A 15,659-nucleotide genomic window follows, 5' to 3' on the forward strand; every position below is an offset into this window, starting at 1 on the left:
CCCCGAGGCTGGGAAAGAAAAAGTGTCAGAAGTGTCGATGCTGGCAGCGAACGCGCTTTTGACGGTACTTTCGCTTTGTAGAAAGGGAGAGGCTCTAGATCACGATCGTAAAGGGTGAGGGGTACTTGCGTCTGGACAAAGAAAAAGCCCCGTCCACCTTGTCGGTGGAGGGGGCTGCGACGACCAGACATTGTCTGAGCGTCTCGTCGAATTCCAGTTCAATGCCTCGAAGCTTTTGGCCTTGCTGTACGGCTATCTGCTTCACTATGGTCTGTATTAGGGTCTTCTGCGTTTCGACTGGGGAGGTCTGAAGAAGCCCGTTGAAGTCGCTGAGTGCTTTGCGTACAAGCTGAAGCGGGATGGGCTCGGCTTGGTTTTCGTCAAGCTGGCGTTCTGCTTCGCACTTTCGGTTTGCGAGCACGTCGTACTTCGACTTCAATTCGTTGATGCGCTCGACCAGCATGTCGTTATCGATCGTGTCGCTTTCGTAGAGGGCAAAGTACCTTTGCTTCTGGGAGTCTAGCGTTTTCAACTCGCGTTCGATTGCAGATAGCTCTTTTTGAAGCGGAGCAACGCTCTTGCTCCGCGACTTATTGAGGCTTACGATAATGTCGTCCAGCAATTTTGGCGTTTGTACTACCGCCGCAATCCGTTTGATTACATAGCTTTCGGCGAAGTCTGCTTTAACTGAGTTGGAGTTACAGACGCGACTCCCCTTGTTTCGGAAGTTACTGCAAATGTAGTATCTCCGGACGACTTTTTCCCCGCTTTTCAGCGTGTCATTTACACGATGGGCGACAAGCGTTGCTCCACACTGAGGGCATCTCATGAGCCCTGTCAGAAGGTAGATACCGTCGAACTTTCGAGGAGCGGAGACGGCCTTCTTCTTGTAGAACTTCTGAACAGCCTCCCACAATTCCAGGCTAATGATCGGTTCGTGCTCACCGGCAACGACAATGGGATCTTTGTTTGTCCCCTTCCGCCGTTTCTCATTCCAGTTTTCCCGTACGTTGTAGCGGATTTTGCCGATGTAGACGGGGTTGTTGATGATCGTTTTGACCGCGACGCTGCTAAAGGCGTTTCCTGGTTTGGTCTTGTAGCCTTCGGCGTTCAGCTGGTTTGCGATGCTTCGAAGGCCTTGGCCGCTACCGTACATCCTGAAGATTTTCCTTACAAGCTCTGCTTCGATGTGATTGATCTTCAGGATGGAGTCCTTGCCGCGTCCGCTTTCTACCTCGACTACATCGTAACCGAGGACCGTACCGCCATTCCATTTCCCCTTCCTAGCCCTCTGCTTCAAGCCCAACTTGACGTTTTCCACGATGGTATTCCGCTGGAATTCGGCGATTACCCCAAGCATCTGGATGTTGAGCTTGCCGGAGGCTGTCTCGGTGTCGAAGTCTTTCTCCGAGTAGCTGCGGAATTTGACGTTGTTGCGGTTCAGGTGCTCGACGATTTGGAGCAAGTCAGACATCTTGCGGCTGATCCTGTCCAGCTTCCAAACAAGTACCTCTTGAATTTTGCCTTCCTCTACGTCACGAAGCAGTTGCTTCATTGCCGGACGCTTCTCGATCGTTTTTCCCGAGATGCCCGCGTCGACGTACTCCTTGAAGACGATTTTCTGCTCAGCCTTGCAAAGATTACGAAGGGTCGTAATCTGAGCCTCGATGCTGTAACCCTGTTCAGCCTGTTCCTCTGTACTGACACGAGCGTATATGCCGACGTACTGTACTTCGTTTTCGTAAAGGTCATTTCTTTTCTTCATGGGGTATCCATCCCTTTCTAAGCGGTTTTTTTGTAGTTGAGTTTAGACTCGGTTTTTTTGTTTTGCTCCTTCAGGCGTTTACTAATCATTTCCGCAAGAAGATCAACCAGTTGCTGGTACACACTTTTTTCGATTTTCATGTCAAAGCTCCTTTCGGGTACGTTTTGGAGTAGCGAAGCGGGAAAAATAGCGTCAGTCGTGTCAGTGGTGACAAGAGCGCTTCTGCCGCAACTGACGCTATTTTCTTCTAGGCTGCTTTCTTCTTTTTTCGTTTCGCTTGTCCGCTTCGCGCTGGAGTCATTTGAATCGTTGCGATCTTGTGGGTTCCACCGTGACGAATCACGACGTCTATGCCGCACGACTTCAGGTTGGACATGACCTCGTTGATTCTTCTGCTAAGAGCGTGAGGAGCTCGCGGCCACTCTTTCGTTCTGGTGTCGATCCGCTCCCGAATTGCTATGTTCTCAAGCACATTGAGCAGCTCTGCCACAGGACCTTCCCAGAGCGTAGTCGTTTTCATCAGAGCGATGATTGCCGAGGCGACCGGATGGGCGGATACCGCTTCTTCGCTCGCACGATTTCGGTTCCGCTTGTACGCTTTCAGGAAGGCTTCTCCGTACCCTTCTTTGATTGCCTCTGCTATGGCATATCCCCATTTTGCGAAGTCCGCCATCCGAGGGAGCGAACTAAGCTGTACGTTCGGGTAGATGGCCATGGCTTTGCTCAGGGTATCGAAAATGCCACCTAGAATGAAGGGCATGTCTCGCTCGAATTCTTGGACAATTACGCGCTCCTCTTTGCGCTCTTCTTCGTCGATGCGATCTAGCTCAAGCATGATGCAACGATCGAGCAGGTCCGCTTTCGAGGCGACGACGTTAATGCCGTTCAAGACGACGCACCGTTTGAACGAGAGAATTGTCTCCTCGTCATCGGTGAAGAATTTTCTTGTAGAGAATCCTCCTCCCGTCGCAGCCGTGCAGAGCAGGTCACTGATCTTCGGCGTGATGGAGGACAAGTTATCGTAAACGGGCATGTAATTGTTTTGGAGCGAAAGCCCCAGGTCATGCAATCCCGTTGGCAACGAAGTCATATCACGTTGCGCTGGATCGACGATTGCGCGGGTGATTCTCGACGATGTCGATTTTGCCGCTCCTTTTTCTCCCCAAAGAATGAGAATGGGGTGAGGGATGTCGAACACGAAGCAGGAGACAATATATACAAGGTACAGCAACTTGTCGCTGTTGCTCTTGAAACGAATGTGTTTGAGCAGTCGCCACAGGTTTCCTCCGGTTTCATTCGGTACGACTTGGGGCTTCATGTTCGGTGTCCCCAAGAAGTACACCGGACTGCCTGATGTTAGACGCCAACCGTCTTTTCCGATCTCTACGACGGAGCCCTTGCCGCTCCTACTCAGATCGTAGTAGAAGTTATCCTCGTGCTCTCCGACACGCAATTCGACGGGGTGGGTTCCACCAGAAAATGTTGCAATGGCATCGAACTGGTTGAGGGCTTGGTTCAACGCGTCCGGTGTAGGTGCCTCACCTGTTTCCTCAAAGAACAGCTTGGTCAGAAGACCTTTGAAGTTCTTGTGTTTGATCTTCATTGCTTTACTCGATTGTTCGAAATTCAAGCAGACGTAGGGCTCGCGGTTAGGGCTGGAGAAGAATTTGTTTCCTTCTTTCCCCAAACGAAGTAGTGTTTGATGCGGGCCTACCTTTGCTGCTTGCGTTGCAGGTGTTGCGGTCATCTTTTTGCGAAGTGCGTTTTGATTCGTATCCATTTTAGAATGCCCTCCTTGGTATGTTCCCGAAGTTGCCTGGTCGACCGGGCTGCAGAGGCATTCAGGTTGTTATTGTCACTTGCGGACGGCGCCTGTCCGCTGAGCAACTGCTTACAGGTATTGATTCTACAGGGTTTTCCTTTGGCTATCACTCCGGTGGTTGGGTAGAAAAATGGAGGCGAAAAATGACGCTGAGGGCTATCCGGGAGGGGTCGCTCGCGGAAAGGTCCGACGAGAAAAACGAAGTGGGAGCTATTTTAACTAGAAGCCACTACAGAAGAATATTTGGCTGAATTCGACGAATTTCGGTGATTCGAATATTTTATTTGCGATCCCTATGATCCGGCAAGATTGCCTATCGATTAGGCATCAATTCTATATGCTAAATAATAATATCAGTTTGTAATTGGGGAGTTTTCGCAGAAAAAAAAGAGCCTGGGATTGCACCAGGCAGATGGGGGCGGCAACAAAAGCGTCAGTTGCGCCCAAAGCGGCAAAGCGGAACTTACGCTTTTTTCGCTATTCTTGGTCAGTGGTGTCTCCCGTCTCTGTTGGGAGAAAGGGGTCACTGTACTGACAATGGAAAGGCTCGCCCAGTTCTTTCACCCAGCGGACGGCGCTGGCTACGTCTCCGCCGTGAAAAAGAGGGGCCTCCCCGAAACTTTCGTCTTCCCAAACAAAGTCCGCCGTCTGTTGCTTCTCATCGACCGCGAGGAAGAAGTCGGAGCCGTCAACATACGGGTTGGTACCTGTTTGGGCGTCTGTGGTTCGCAGGACGACGCGGACGCGGTGAGTCGGCTTTTGTCCAGAAAGTTGGTACTGAGGAATCTTTTCTAGAAGGTCAGAGAAAGGTTCCGCCGCGGCAAGCATGACCCAGACGTTCGTCCCGTTGCTGTCGGCAGTGACGTTTTCGTCTCGATCGAAGGTCTCTTTCAGCTTCTGGAGAACCAGTTCGTCTGCCGTCAGCTTCTTTCCGCTTGGTCTTTCAGCCATTGTTCCACCTCCTCGTCGTGCGCTCCGGTCTGCGTGAAGAACGTCATCAGGTAGTCGTTGTCGTACAGCACAGCGATTTTGTATGCCCTTTGGCAGTCGCCTAAGTCCAGCGTTTCGACGTACTCGGGGCAGCTTCCCAGCAGTCCACCTCTTTCGTGGGTCAGCCCCACGTTGCCGAGGTCTCGGACGTTGTCGCCCTCTTCAAGCAAGACTATGTAGCCGTTCTTACCTAAGCGAAATTGGCTATCCTCTTCGTCTTCCAGTTCAATCCTAAGCTTGTTGAAGAAGTCCTCGACTAGGACAAGGAGCGCCGCAGGAAGCACTCCCGCGCGACGCAAAAAGACAATGTCCTGCTCTGTTTTGATGATTCTCATTCTACATACCTCCTGAAAAAGAAAATGACCCCTCGGAAAAGGGGCCTTGGCTCTAGGTCACGAATATGATATATGTACCAAAAATTGCTTGAACCGGTTTTAACGGGCAGCATAGTTTAACTTATCACTTGACTTGGAGTTAACTCCAGGGGGTAGACTATCTCTTAGAACCGTTTGAAGGCGAGGAAGCGATGAGATGGAATATGTGAAACTAGGGAAGACAGGCTTGGATGTGTCTCGACTTTGTCTTGGCTGTATGAGCTTTGGCGTAGCGGATCGGTGGATTCATCCATGGGTACTTGATGAAGAACGTAGTCGCCCAATCATAAAGAAAGCTCTGGAGCTAGGCATCAATTTTTTTGATACGGCGAATGTATATTCAGACGGCACGAGCGAAGAGATTATAGGTCGCGCTTTAAAGGATTTTGCCAATAGAGATGAAATTGTCCTTGCGACCAAAGTGCATTTTCGTATGCACCAAGGCCCCAATGGTGAGGGCCTGTCTCGAAAAGCGATTATGAGTGAGATCGATAAGAGCTTGAAAAGGCTGGGAACCGATTATATTGACCTTTATCAAATCCATCGCTGGGATTACAATACTCCCATTGAAGAAACGATGGAGGCATTGCATGACGTTGTGAAGTCTGGGAAGGCCAGATACATCGGAGCTTCTGCTATGTACGCATGGCAGTTCCTGAAGGCATTGCATGTAGCCGAAAAAAATGGGTGGACCCGATTTGTGTCGATGCAGAATCATTCAAACCTTATTTACCGTGAAGAGGAAAGGGAGATGTTGCCTCTTTGTAAGGAAGAAAGGATCGGTGTGATTCCTTACAGCCCGCTCGCCTCAGGAAGATTGACGCGTAATTGGTCGGAAACAACTCATCGTTCCGAAACCGATCAAGTTCAGAAATCTAAGTACGATGCTACTGCAAATTCGGATCGATTGATTGTGGAGCGAGTTGCAGCGATCGCAGAAAAGCGAGGCGTTCCTCGTGCTCATATCGCAATCGCTTGGTTGTTGCAGAAAGAACCCGTAACAGCCCCCATTATCGGTGCTACGAAAATGTCTCATCTCGAAGATGCGGTAGCTGCTCTTACGATTACATTAACACCGGAAGAAATTGCGTCGCTGGAGGAGCCTTATGTTCCCCATCGGGTAGTAGGTGCAGTTTAATATAAGGAAACGACAAGAACGCCTTGTCCATTTAATTGGGGGCGTTCTTGTTCTTAAATCAGGAGATGAAGTATACATGTTGATTGCAGAAGTAAGTGAAAAATATGATTTGTCACAAGACACACTTCGCTATTATGAACGTATCGGACTTATCCCTCGGGTAAACCGCAACAAAAGTGGAATAAGGGACTATACGGAAGAGGATTGCAGGTGGGTAGAGTACATCAAATGTATGCGCGGTGTTGGACTTCCCGTCGAAACTTTGATCGAGTATGTGGAGTTATACAAGCAGGGTGATGACACAGTGGAAGCTCGAAAAAAACTCCTGGTTGACCAGCGTAATCAACTGGCCAAAAAAATGGAAGAGATGAAGAGAGTGCTCGATCGAATGGATGACAAAATTGCAAGATATGAACAGACAATAGTGGAAAAAGAAAAATATTGACTGTTCCAGAAAACATAAAAATGATTCAATGAACTATCGGGTGACGATAGTTGAACAAAGCGAGAAAAAAGAAGGGCCACAAAAGGATGGCCCTAAAACTTGCCGTTACAGACAACGCGGAGAACCGTATCATAAATAACGGCGCAAAAAAGGGAGTGTGCGGACACTCCCTTTTGAGGTAATATTGTCTATTATCAAATGTCTCAAATCACATAGACCACTTAATTTACCGTCTTATTGACAAAATCAATCTCAGTTCGGATCCCTTTATGGGCATCATTCCACAGCCCCTTTGTGAGGCGAATGCGCAGCAGGCATGTGTTAGGGTCTTCGTCATTATTGGCTTCGTAATACCATTCGGCAAATATTTTGCGCAGCTTTGTCATCATCTCCGCGTTTTTCTCGTCACACACCCAGCCCAGGTTTTCAGCGATCCCATCGGCTGTAAAGTTTTCGACGATGATACAAACAGCGACTTCCGGGGTTTGGGCGATCTGCTGCATCTTGTTTAAAGTTGCGTAGGTGACGGTGTAGAACGCGCCGTCCTCATAATAGGCGTCCACAATACGGGCGGCGGGGCGGCTTTTGCCTTCGGCCCCCGGCTCCAGCGCGATAGTGGACAGAGAGATCAGGCCATCCTTGTTACCCACTTGCTCTTCCAGCAGTTTCATGGCTTCGTCGTACTTGCTCATCACATTACCCCCTAAAGTGTGGTAAGGCATACATGATTAAGCTTATCATTGTAAAATCTTAGTGCATGTGAAGAATAATACGATAAACTGCAAGAAGGCTATGTTGATTTAATGAAGGACCTCAATAATGGGGCAATAAGCGAGGAGAAAGGAGCATCATCCTATGGAAGTAACTGCCCAGGAAGTAGCTGAATGGATGGTCAAGGAAATCAGGTTTACGGGGACGCTATACCAGACCGATGCGATTGAATATGTGAAGACCCAATTCGGCGAACAATTCGTATTCGTGAATGAGAATGGAAATACATCGCTGTCTAAAGAGGTGAAGAAGGCTTTCCGCAAGCTCCACGGCGGCAGAATTGCTTGGGACCGCGACGGATTCTTTTGGGCTTGGACCTGAGCCACTCGATAGCTTCAGATAGGGAAGAAGACTCTTCATCGAAGAGAGCAGCAAGACGGCACCCAATCGGATGCCGCCAGCCTGAGAAGGTTGCCCCAAAATATGCCGTTACCGTGTAAATCCAGGTCCAACCGATTGGGCCTGTTATCCATTTAGGCTAAATCCCCGAGAAGATTACATTCCTCAACTGAACGACCAGACTTTTAAGTTCCTTCTCCCTCTCCAAATAGGACAGCGCGGCCTGTATCAACGGATGATTCGCTGCCTCCTTATTAACCTCCGTCTGGATGAAACGGGAAAGCTCCCTTATTTCCGAACGATGTACGGCACCGGCCGGGATCATGTTAATGGCCGTATCCATCTCCTGAAACAGTTCTGAAAGAATCTGCTCCTTCTCACCCTGCCGGTCCTCGAATCCCCAGTTTAAATACCTCTCGAATGAAGCTTGGCTCAGCATAGATTTAGGGTCGGACGTCATCATATGCTTAACGAGCACATGGAGCTTGTCCAAGATGAACTTCGCCGTTTCCTCGAGGGATAACGACCTCTCCTCATATACAATCCAAAAGAGATATTCCTTCAGAATCGCTCGATAGATGGCAACCAAATCCCATAGGTACGGTTGAATTTCCTCGCCATATACATGCAGCAAACACTCTCTATGCCATCGGATGAGCCGGCCCCTAACCTTGTGTCTGAGCGGCTGGAACTTGGGATCCTGTTGAATAGGGAGCTCCGTAAATTCGACCAGAATATGTTTGTACTCCATAAAGTAGCGGAATCGCAAAACGATCTGCTGAACAAACTGATCTTCCGGCGATAGTCCGGGAAGACGTGTCAGCGCATCGACTTGATCAAAATAGTCGTTATGACATTGATTAAATACCTCGCTAAAGAGATCCTCTTTGGAAGGAAAGAATTTATAGACCGATCCTTTGGAAATAGCGCAATCATCGGCAATATCCTGTATCGTCGTCGAAAGAAACCCGCGTTCCTTAAAAAGCATCGTTGCTGATTGTATGACCTCTTCCCTTGTCACATTCATAACAAAGAATCTCCCCCTTGACGTACTATGAATCATAGTACAAAATATAAAACATCGAGTCAAGTGACCGTGAGTTCACAAATGAAAACCTACAGTCAAAAAAGAAAAATAGGGAGAATGTCGGTATGGAAAAATTATTGGATCCGCAAAAAACAGCGCTGGTTGTCATTGATCTGCAAAAGTGGTTGGGGAACCAATACGCCCCTTATTCCGCCGAGCAGGTGGTATCCAACGCCGCCGACTTGGCAGATGCATTCCGTAAGCAAGGCTCGATGGTTGCCCTGGTTCGGGTATCCAGCAAAGACCTGAAGGATATCCCTAAACCCAAATTGGATACTCCTGCGCCTGCACTGAATCTGCCTGAGGGATGGGATGAGGTCGTCCCGGAAATGCGGGTCGCCGATACGGACCACATCATTACCAAGAAGCAGTGGGGAGCCTTTTACGGGACGGAGCTGGACCTGCAGCTGCGCCGCAGGGGAATCGATACCATCGTCTTATGCGGTATCGCAACCGGAATCGGTGTGGATACGACCGCACGGGAAGCATTTATGCATGGTTACCAGCTGATTTTCGCGATTGATGCGATGACCGGGTTTTCCCAAGCCGAGCATGATTATGTGAAAAACTATATTTTCCCGCGCATCGGTCGTACTCGGACCGCACAAGAAATCATCTCTGCCCTTTCTGATACGGAATCCTAAGGCTATTGCAGGAGGTCGATCTCTATGATCCCAAGGGGCAGTCCCCAGAATGATCGGATGTACCCCTGGTATGTCTTATCCGTAACAAGCAAGCGGTCATGAATTGCTTTCGGGGTGAGTTGTCACAATACCAGATCATCGACAAGTACAAGATTGCCAGCCGAACCCAACTCGCTGAGTGCGCTCTCCGTTATCCTTAACCTTGAGCTGCATCGGCGTTCATGCAGTTGATTGCCCACAAATGGCCGTCCAAGTCCACGAAGCCCCAATGATACATGGACCCATGATCTTCAGGTTCAGCGTGCAACTTCCCGCCCAAGGAGACTGCGGTATTCACGATTTCATCGACCTTTTCCCGGCTCTCGAAGGCCAAGGCGATCGTCATCTGAGCATACTTGCTCGTATTGACGGATTCCTTCTCCGTGAGCGTATTAAAGAATGCTTGATGGATCAGCATGACCTGCAGGTTGTCGCCGATCACGATGGCTGCCGACATCTCATTATCGGGGAATTGCGGGTTGAGCTCGAATCCGAGTCCGGTGTAGAACGCCTTCGATTGTTCTACGTTGTTTACAGGCAGATTGAAGCTCGTGAATGTGGACGTTAGAGCCATTTTTAAACACCTCATCTTTAAAATGGTTTGTTATCATTAATGCCTTCGTTTATTCAGACGAAAGTTGATCCCGGAATTCATCGGTCCAATCGATCGGAAGCCCCTGTTATCAAATGTCTTGTCACATTAATCCAAACCGTCTTATTGCCATCCTTGTGGGGTGGCCTGAATTAGAGATATTGTGACTTTATTTCTTCAAGTTGTTGGAGATAACTTTTCTTGAGCTGTTCCGGAAATTCAATTTTTACATGTTTTCCATACGAACAAAGATAATGCGTCATGTAGTCGAGCTCAGCTTCATTATAGCCACCCGTCAGATAAGAGATGCCATCCTTCTCTTCAAGCACCATATTCGGGTAATGATGCTTTAAAAATAGTTCTTTCCCAAACGAAGTTAATTGAGCGCGAAAAGGGATATTATGATAATTTCTTTTGTGTTCCTCATGAGAAATCTTCAGTTCTTTAAGGGAGTGGGTATGTTCAATTTCTTCAAGAATTTCGCACTCTGACATATAATCACAGCGATAGGTTCCCCACATTCTTTGATTTACCTCATAAGCACTACAAAACCAAATGCCATTGCGATAAAACAATTCATAAACCTGAAGATCAATTTGAATGGTTTCATGTTGAGAGTAGATCATTCGAACCACTTTTTCTTCCATAATCGCAGTTAAGATAAGCGCGAGATATTCTGGCGGATGAATTGGAGCAACGCTATAATACCGAACCACCTCAAGCATCCGATCAAGATACTCTTGCTGGCTCTTAGGTAAAGTGGCCAATAATTTCTGTCGGATATGGGGATATGATTTTTCGAAGGGTGTGCTTGAGAGAATGCTTAGGGCGTTCAATGCGAAAAAAATAGCTCGAATCTCATCCTTGTTGAAATAAACTGGGGGCAGCAGGGTTTGGTTAATCAATTTATAACCACCGTATCTGCCACTTTCTGTATAATAAGGCAAACCGATCCCAGCCAATTCTTCAAGATCTCTTAGTGCCGTTCTTTTAGAAATATGAAACTCTTCCATCAAGTCTTTTAAGCGAAATTCGTGTTTATTGCTCAAAAAAATCAGTTCCTGATTGAGACGTTCTGCTTTTTTCAATCTTTCCTCCGCCTTTGTTTAATGGTGTCTAATATTGTCACCTTTTAAGGGTACACTTAGTTTATCAAAAACAAAGGAGTTTTATAGATGAAAACTTTACTTATTAACGCACATCCTGATTTTACAAACCACAATCACTTTTCCATTCAATTGCAACAAAAATTTATTGATAAGTACAAGAATGAATTTCCAGACGAGGAACTGACAATCATTCATCTTTATGACATGGATATTCCGAGAATTGAAGCAGATGGATTGCTTGCGATTTGGAACAAACAACAGTCTGACATCGCCCTAAATCCAACTGAAGCGGAGATTGCCAAACAGTCTGCTGCATTATTGACCCAATTCAAGGACTACCATCGGATCGTCATTTCAACGCCGCTGCATAACTTTAACATTACATCTCGGCTAAAAGACTACATGGATAACATTCTCATCGCTCGTGAAACGTTTAAATACACAGAGTCGGGCTCTGTGGGACTGATGACCGATGACTATCGATTGCTTCTGCTGCAAGCCTCAGGTGGTATCTATACGAATAACGACCGTTATACTGCATTAGATTTTGCCCCTAATTATCTAAAAGAGATGTTTACGAATATCATGGGCTTTAGCCAGTTCGATTTGGTTCGCGCTCAAGGAACGGATATCTTGTTGTAACCGGTAAAATAAAATCAACAGAAAACGACAAATAAGAATGAACACTCTTTACCCCTCATACTCGACCTCGTATCATTTTGGTAGATAAAACATCAATAGGGTGAGGAAGAGTATGAGACGCTTAGAGAGGTGGCATATGTACTTCTCCATTCAACGGATGAAGCAAGAAGGATTAAAGATTACCCAAATTGCCAGAAGATTGGAGCTATCCAGAAATACGGTGTACAAGTTTATCGAGATGAATCCCGATCAGTTCAGTGAGTATCTGGAACAGCTAGAGAGCAGGAAAAAGAAGCTGGATGGTTATGAAAAAACCATTGTAGAGTGGTTGCGGGAGTACCCCGATCTCTCTGCTGCACAAGTACAAGATTGGCTTAAAGAACGGTATCAGGTGGGAAATATCTCTGAAGGTACGGTAAGGAATTATGTGCGAGCGCTTCGGAGCAAGCATGGCATTCCGAAAACGATGCAGATCAGGCAGTACGAAGCGGTAGAAGATCCTCCTATGGGCCACCAAGCTCAGGTAGACTTTGGAGAGACGAAGCTTCGCAACCCGCAAGGAAATCTGGTTCGACTTTGGTTCATCGCCTTTGTGTTGTCTCATTCGAGATATAAATATGTTCAGTGGCAGGACCGCCCGTTCACCACGAAGGACGTCATTCAGATGCACGAAGATGCGTTTTCCTTCTTCGGTGGATTTCCGAAGGAACTTGTCTATGATCAGGACCATTTGCTTTTGACCAGTGAAAATCATGGAGATCTCCTGCTCACTCATGAATTTGCGGGGTATGTGAAGGAGCGAGGTTTCCAAATCCGGATGTGCCGAAAGCAAGATCCTGAAAGTAAGGGCCGGATTGAAAATGTCGTGAAGTATGTAAAAAGAAATTTCGCACGTCATCGCCTGTTCAGCCACGTAGATAAATTGAACGAAGACTGTGTTGCCTGGCTTCATCGCACAGGAAATGCCTCGATGCATTATACAACGAAAAAAATACCGGCCGAAGTGTTTGCTCTTGAAAGGGAGCACCTCCGCCCGGTCCACACAAAAATAAACCCGTTACCATCAAGTATAACAAGGACCGTTCGGAAGGACAACACCATTTGGTATGAAGGAAACCGCTACTCCGTCCCTTTGGGAACCTATGACGGTACAGATAAACGAGTGGGCATTCAGGTAACCGAAGCTAGCCAATTGAAAATTTACGACGTGGAGACTGGCCAGGTTCTGGCGGAACATCCGCTTGGGTCCGGCAGTGGAAAACTGATTCAAAACACGAACCACAAACGGGATCGAACCAAGGGAATAGCCGCTTACATCCAGACGGTAGCCGAAGCATTCCCTGTTCCAGAGACGGCCGCGCCCTTTCTCCATGAGATCTACAAACGAAAGCCAAGGTATATCCGTGACCAACTGCAGCTCATTGGGCGGGCATTGGAAGGGGCGGATTCCAAAGCGATGGAGAAGGCACTTCATTACTGCGTGAAGCATCGGTTATACCGGGCGACGGATTTTGCAGATGCCGTAGAACACTACAAACGGCCACAGCAGCAGACATCCGTTTCCCAGCCCCCTGTCAAACCGCTTATGGACACCGATACGAAGAAGCGGCAGGTAAAGCCTCAAGTTCGGGATTTTTCCGCCTACAAGGCAATTCTTTCAGGAGGACAGCGATGAGTGAAGCAACGTTTGAGCTTAGACAGGCCTTACGCAATCTAAACTTAACCGAGGCCGCGCAAGTCATTGAACAGACCCTGATGGACGCAGAATCCAAGGAGTGGACATGTCGTCAGTTTCTCGGGCAGCTTCTACGGCACGAACTGAACCGCCGCGAGGAGAAACAACTTGCCAAGCGATACCGATGGGCACTTTTGCCGGAGATCAAAACGTTGGAGGAGTTCCGACTCGAAGAACAGCAGTCGCTTAGCAAACGGCAACTCAGCCAACTGCGAGAATTACTCTGGTTGGAACAAAACTACAACCTCATCTTCCTTGGTCCACCAGGCGTTGGGAAGACACATCTTGCGATTGGCCTTGCCGTGGAGGCCCTAAAGAAGGGTTATAAGGTTAGCTTTGTGACCATGGACGCACTGGTTCAACTGCTAAAAACGGAGGCCATTTCAAGGGCCTCCCAATACAAAATGAAGCGGATTTACCGATCTGACCTTGTGATCATGGATGATCTTATGTTTATGGCAATGGATCGGATCGAAGCAAACTTATTCTTTCAATTCGTCAACAAGCTCTACGGCCAAACCTCCATCATCCTTACGTCGAACAAGGGGCCCGAGGAATGGGCAGAGCTGCTTGGTGATCCAGCAATTACAACGGCGATCCTAGACCGCATCCTACACAAGAGTGAAATTATTCAACTGCAAGGTGACAGCTATCGTCTTAAACATCGGCAAACGATTTTCAGCTAAAAGTGTTCAATCTTATTTATCGAAAAATGTTCAAATGGACTTGACGGTTACACTTGTCTGCGGACAAGGTGTGGGAGCAAGCAAATAGAGATCTCGAAAAGGCGTTTAGACATTTTTACGAAAATTGATCGTCATTTAGGATCAATAGCTATAAACTCGTCAATCGTTTCAGGGGTGTGTTTGCCTTCTTTTCCTTGGAAAAGGTCAATATTAACGGTAACATCCATACAACCCAGATAGGTTCCGTTTTTATCCCGTACAGCCATGAATTTTTGATAAATTTGGCCGGATTCCCCAGATCGTTTCGGGAACCAAAATTCCCATTCATCGCGTGCTCCTGAACGAAAATCATTCAACAATTTTTCAACGTGGTGTGCCACTTTGGGATGAAGTTCAAGCACATGGCGACCAATGGCTTCTTTACGACGACCATGGACACGGTTTGGATTATTTGAATACCAGCGGAAAATATCGTTAGCATCGCAAAAACCCATTTCAAACGGCAATAGATTAATAATCGAATCCAAAGTGCTGGCTTGAATGGCACCCGTTTCAAAATTGATGATCGCTTCAGGACTAATTAATTCTGACAATTTATCTTTAGACATATAAAAACCTCCTTTATGGAATCTCCCTATAGGAGATGGATCTATTAGCTAATAATGATAGCATGAATAATAATTCAAATTGTGACTTGTTTCACAAAAAACGAAATGGCCAGGATTTCCAGAGTCACACATCCGCTTCACCTCAAATATGATGGGTCTAGAAATCGAATGAGGTGAGCAAATGGCAGTCGTGAAATCCAGGCAACAGGATATCGATATGTTGGCAAGGTTGCTCCGGGCCGAGGCGGAGGCCGAAGGCGAAACGGGCATGCTCCATGTTGGAGCAGTTGGCATTAACCGAATCAGAGCGAATTGTTCCGATTTCACAGGTATCCGGACCATTCCCCAAATGATTAACCAGCCGCATGCATTCGAAGCGCTGCAACATGGGATGTATTATCAGAAAGCAAGAGATAGAGAACGCCGTCTGGCGCAACGGGTTGTAAACGGAGAACGGAGTTGGCCAGCCAAATTCTCGCTATGGTATTTCCGCCCAGGATCGTATGACAACCCCGGTCCCTGTCCGCCAACTTGGTATAATCAGCCGTTTGTTGGTCGATGGAAGAAACATTGTTTCTATGAACCGACGGCGGAAGAATGCGCAAATGTATATAGTACGTTTTAAAAATTAGTTAGCAAAAAGACAGTTAGGGCACATGAGTAGCCTTAACTGTCTTTTTTTTTATTCAGTGATCCTAATGGATTGCAAAATCTATAAAAATGACGCCAGCCGTTTCTGTGATTCGGGCTTATCGAACAATTAGGCCAATGAATAATGCAATTGTTTTTCGTCTAAAGAAATGAGAATCCCAAAAACAATCATTGAAGTGTTTGAAATGTCATTAACCTCCACACAAGCAAAAGTACCCCAAT

Annotated in this window: 18 protein-coding genes; 8 read left to right on the forward strand and 10 right to left on the reverse strand. The window is 47.2% G+C overall.

What is annotated here, in order from left to right:
• Positions 1-94: 94 nt before the first annotated feature.
• From MJ257_RS18995 to MJ257_RS19010, 5 genes are all read right to left on the reverse strand, one after another.
• Complete coding sequence (locus MJ257_RS18995; RefSeq protein WP_240270710.1) at positions 95-1,765, reverse strand: recombinase family protein; 1,671 nt, start codon at positions 1,763-1,765, stop codon at positions 95-97.
• 17 nt (positions 1,766-1,782) lie between these two features.
• Complete coding sequence (locus tag MJ257_RS24845; protein ID WP_270406805.1) at positions 1,783-1,905, reverse strand: hypothetical protein; 123 nt, start codon at positions 1,903-1,905, stop codon at positions 1,783-1,785.
• A 107-nt stretch (positions 1,906-2,012) separates the two neighbouring features.
• The gene (locus tag MJ257_RS19000; protein WP_240270711.1) at positions 2,013-3,545 is read right to left on the reverse strand and encodes an AICE element replication initiation protein; all 1,533 of its coding nucleotides are present in this window, start codon (positions 3,543-3,545) and stop codon (positions 2,013-2,015) included.
• 519 nt (positions 3,546-4,064) lie between these two features.
• The gene (locus MJ257_RS19005; RefSeq protein ID WP_240270712.1) at positions 4,065-4,538 is read right to left on the reverse strand and encodes a hypothetical protein; all 474 of its coding nucleotides are present in this window, start codon (positions 4,536-4,538) and stop codon (positions 4,065-4,067) included.
• Positions 4,508-4,912, reverse strand: a complete 405-nt coding sequence (locus MJ257_RS19010) for a hypothetical protein (protein ID WP_240270713.1) — start codon at positions 4,910-4,912, stop codon at positions 4,508-4,510. The genes MJ257_RS19005 and MJ257_RS19010 overlap by 31 nt, the downstream gene beginning before the upstream one ends.
• 196 nt (positions 4,913-5,108) lie before the next feature.
• Between MJ257_RS19010 and MJ257_RS19015 the strand changes: the two genes are divergently transcribed.
• Both MJ257_RS19015 and MJ257_RS19020 read left to right on the forward strand, forming a co-directional pair.
• Positions 5,109-6,089, forward strand: coding sequence for an aldo/keto reductase (locus MJ257_RS19015; RefSeq protein WP_240270714.1), 981 nt, complete (start codon positions 5,109-5,111; stop codon positions 6,087-6,089).
• Positions 6,090-6,165: 76 nt separating this feature from the next.
• Complete coding sequence (locus tag MJ257_RS19020; protein WP_240270715.1) at positions 6,166-6,534, forward strand: MerR family transcriptional regulator; 369 nt, start codon at positions 6,166-6,168, stop codon at positions 6,532-6,534.
• 221 nt (positions 6,535-6,755) lie between these two features.
• Here MJ257_RS19020 and MJ257_RS19025 read toward each other — a convergent pair whose 3' ends face one another.
• Positions 6,756-7,226, reverse strand: a complete 471-nt coding sequence (locus tag MJ257_RS19025) for a pyridoxamine 5'-phosphate oxidase family protein (protein ID WP_240270716.1) — start codon at positions 7,224-7,226, stop codon at positions 6,756-6,758.
• Between the two features lie 163 nt (positions 7,227-7,389).
• On the opposite strand from MJ257_RS19025, the gene MJ257_RS19030 reads away from it, so the two are divergent.
• Entirely contained in the window at positions 7,390-7,626 is a 237-nt protein-coding gene (locus tag MJ257_RS19030; protein WP_240270717.1) for a DUF6953 family protein, read from the forward strand.
• Positions 7,627-7,783: 157 nt separating this feature from the next.
• Here the strand turns inward: MJ257_RS19030 and MJ257_RS19035 are convergent, their stop codons facing one another.
• Complete coding sequence (locus tag MJ257_RS19035) at positions 7,784-8,665, reverse strand: TetR/AcrR family transcriptional regulator (protein WP_240270718.1); 882 nt, start codon at positions 8,663-8,665, stop codon at positions 7,784-7,786.
• Between the two features lie 131 nt (positions 8,666-8,796).
• Here MJ257_RS19035 and MJ257_RS19040 point away from each other — a divergent pair, with 131 nt between their 5' ends.
• The gene (locus MJ257_RS19040; RefSeq protein WP_240270719.1) at positions 8,797-9,375 is read left to right on the forward strand and encodes a hydrolase; all 579 of its coding nucleotides are present in this window, start codon (positions 8,797-8,799) and stop codon (positions 9,373-9,375) included.
• 196 nt (positions 9,376-9,571) lie between these two features.
• Here the strand turns inward: MJ257_RS19040 and MJ257_RS19045 are convergent, their stop codons facing one another.
• Together MJ257_RS19045 and MJ257_RS19050 are read right to left on the reverse strand one after the other, a co-directional pair.
• Positions 9,572-9,988, reverse strand: a complete 417-nt coding sequence (locus tag MJ257_RS19045) for a VOC family protein (RefSeq protein ID WP_240270720.1) — start codon at positions 9,986-9,988, stop codon at positions 9,572-9,574.
• Between the two features lie 170 nt (positions 9,989-10,158).
• Positions 10,159-11,094: a helix-turn-helix transcriptional regulator gene (locus MJ257_RS19050; RefSeq protein WP_240270721.1), complete on the reverse strand. Its 936-nt coding sequence runs from the start codon at positions 11,092-11,094 to the stop codon at positions 10,159-10,161.
• Positions 11,095-11,181: 87 nt separating this feature from the next.
• Between MJ257_RS19050 and MJ257_RS19055 the strand changes: the two genes are divergently transcribed.
• From MJ257_RS19055 to istB, 3 genes are all read left to right on the forward strand, one after another.
• Entirely contained in the window at positions 11,182-11,757 is a 576-nt protein-coding gene (locus MJ257_RS19055; RefSeq protein ID WP_240270722.1) for an FMN-dependent NADH-azoreductase, read from the forward strand.
• A gap of 157 nt (positions 11,758-11,914) precedes the next feature.
• Entirely contained in the window at positions 11,915-13,432 is a 1,518-nt protein-coding gene (gene istA, locus MJ257_RS19060; protein WP_240270723.1) for an IS21 family transposase, read from the forward strand.
• Positions 13,429-14,178: an IS21-like element helper ATPase IstB gene (gene istB, locus MJ257_RS19065; RefSeq protein WP_174349643.1), complete on the forward strand. Its 750-nt coding sequence runs from the start codon at positions 13,429-13,431 to the stop codon at positions 14,176-14,178. Before istA ends, istB begins: the two co-directional genes overlap by 4 nt.
• 131 nt (positions 14,179-14,309) lie before the next feature.
• Here istB and MJ257_RS19070 read toward each other — a convergent pair whose 3' ends face one another.
• Positions 14,310-14,786, reverse strand: a complete 477-nt coding sequence (locus MJ257_RS19070; RefSeq protein ID WP_155604596.1) for a PAS domain-containing protein — start codon at positions 14,784-14,786, stop codon at positions 14,310-14,312.
• A 181-nt stretch (positions 14,787-14,967) separates the two neighbouring features.
• On the opposite strand from MJ257_RS19070, the gene MJ257_RS19075 reads away from it, so the two are divergent.
• Entirely contained in the window at positions 14,968-15,411 is a 444-nt protein-coding gene (locus tag MJ257_RS19075) for a cell wall hydrolase (RefSeq protein ID WP_240270724.1), read from the forward strand.
• Positions 15,412-15,659 lie beyond the last annotated feature (248 nt).

It is taken from the genome of Paenibacillus timonensis (genome assembly GCF_022427145.1).
GTDB classification, from domain to species: Bacteria; Bacillota; Bacilli; order Paenibacillales; family Paenibacillaceae; genus Fontibacillus; species Fontibacillus timonensis.

Coding starts and splice junctions, on each gene's coding strand:
- MJ257_RS19040 (WP_240270719.1), top strand. CDS start 8,797: ATGGAAAAATTATTGGATCCGCAAAAAACAGCGCTGGTTGTCATTGAT.
- MJ257_RS18995 (WP_240270710.1), bottom strand. CDS start 1,765: ATGAAGAAAAGAAATGACCTTTACGAAAACGAAGTACAGTACGTCGGC.
- MJ257_RS19075 (WP_240270724.1), top strand. CDS start 14,968: ATGGCAGTCGTGAAATCCAGGCAACAGGATATCGATATGTTGGCAAGG.
- MJ257_RS19000 (WP_240270711.1), bottom strand. CDS start 3,545: ATGGATACGAATCAAAACGCACTTCGCAAAAAGATGACCGCAACACCT.
- MJ257_RS19025 (WP_240270716.1), bottom strand. CDS start 7,226: ATGAGCAAGTACGACGAAGCCATGAAACTGCTGGAAGAGCAAGTGGGT.
- MJ257_RS19015 (WP_240270714.1), top strand. CDS start 5,109: ATGGAATATGTGAAACTAGGGAAGACAGGCTTGGATGTGTCTCGACTT.
- MJ257_RS19045 (WP_240270720.1), bottom strand. CDS start 9,988: ATGGCTCTAACGTCCACATTCACGAGCTTCAATCTGCCTGTAAACAAC.
- MJ257_RS24845 (WP_270406805.1), bottom strand. CDS start 1,905: ATGAAAATCGAAAAAAGTGTGTACCAGCAACTGGTTGATCTTCTTGCG.
- istB (WP_174349643.1), top strand. CDS start 13,429: ATGAGTGAAGCAACGTTTGAGCTTAGACAGGCCTTACGCAATCTAAAC.
- MJ257_RS19005 (WP_240270712.1), bottom strand. CDS start 4,538: ATGGCTGAAAGACCAAGCGGAAAGAAGCTGACGGCAGACGAACTGGTT.
- MJ257_RS19070 (WP_155604596.1), bottom strand. CDS start 14,786: ATGTCTAAAGATAAATTGTCAGAATTAATTAGTCCTGAAGCGATCATC.
- MJ257_RS19055 (WP_240270722.1), top strand. CDS start 11,182: ATGAAAACTTTACTTATTAACGCACATCCTGATTTTACAAACCACAAT.
- MJ257_RS19020 (WP_240270715.1), top strand. CDS start 6,166: ATGTTGATTGCAGAAGTAAGTGAAAAATATGATTTGTCACAAGACACA.
- MJ257_RS19010 (WP_240270713.1), bottom strand. CDS start 4,912: ATGAGAATCATCAAAACAGAGCAGGACATTGTCTTTTTGCGTCGCGCG.
- MJ257_RS19030 (WP_240270717.1), top strand. CDS start 7,390: ATGGAAGTAACTGCCCAGGAAGTAGCTGAATGGATGGTCAAGGAAATC.
- istA (WP_240270723.1), top strand. CDS start 11,915: ATGAAGCAAGAAGGATTAAAGATTACCCAAATTGCCAGAAGATTGGAG.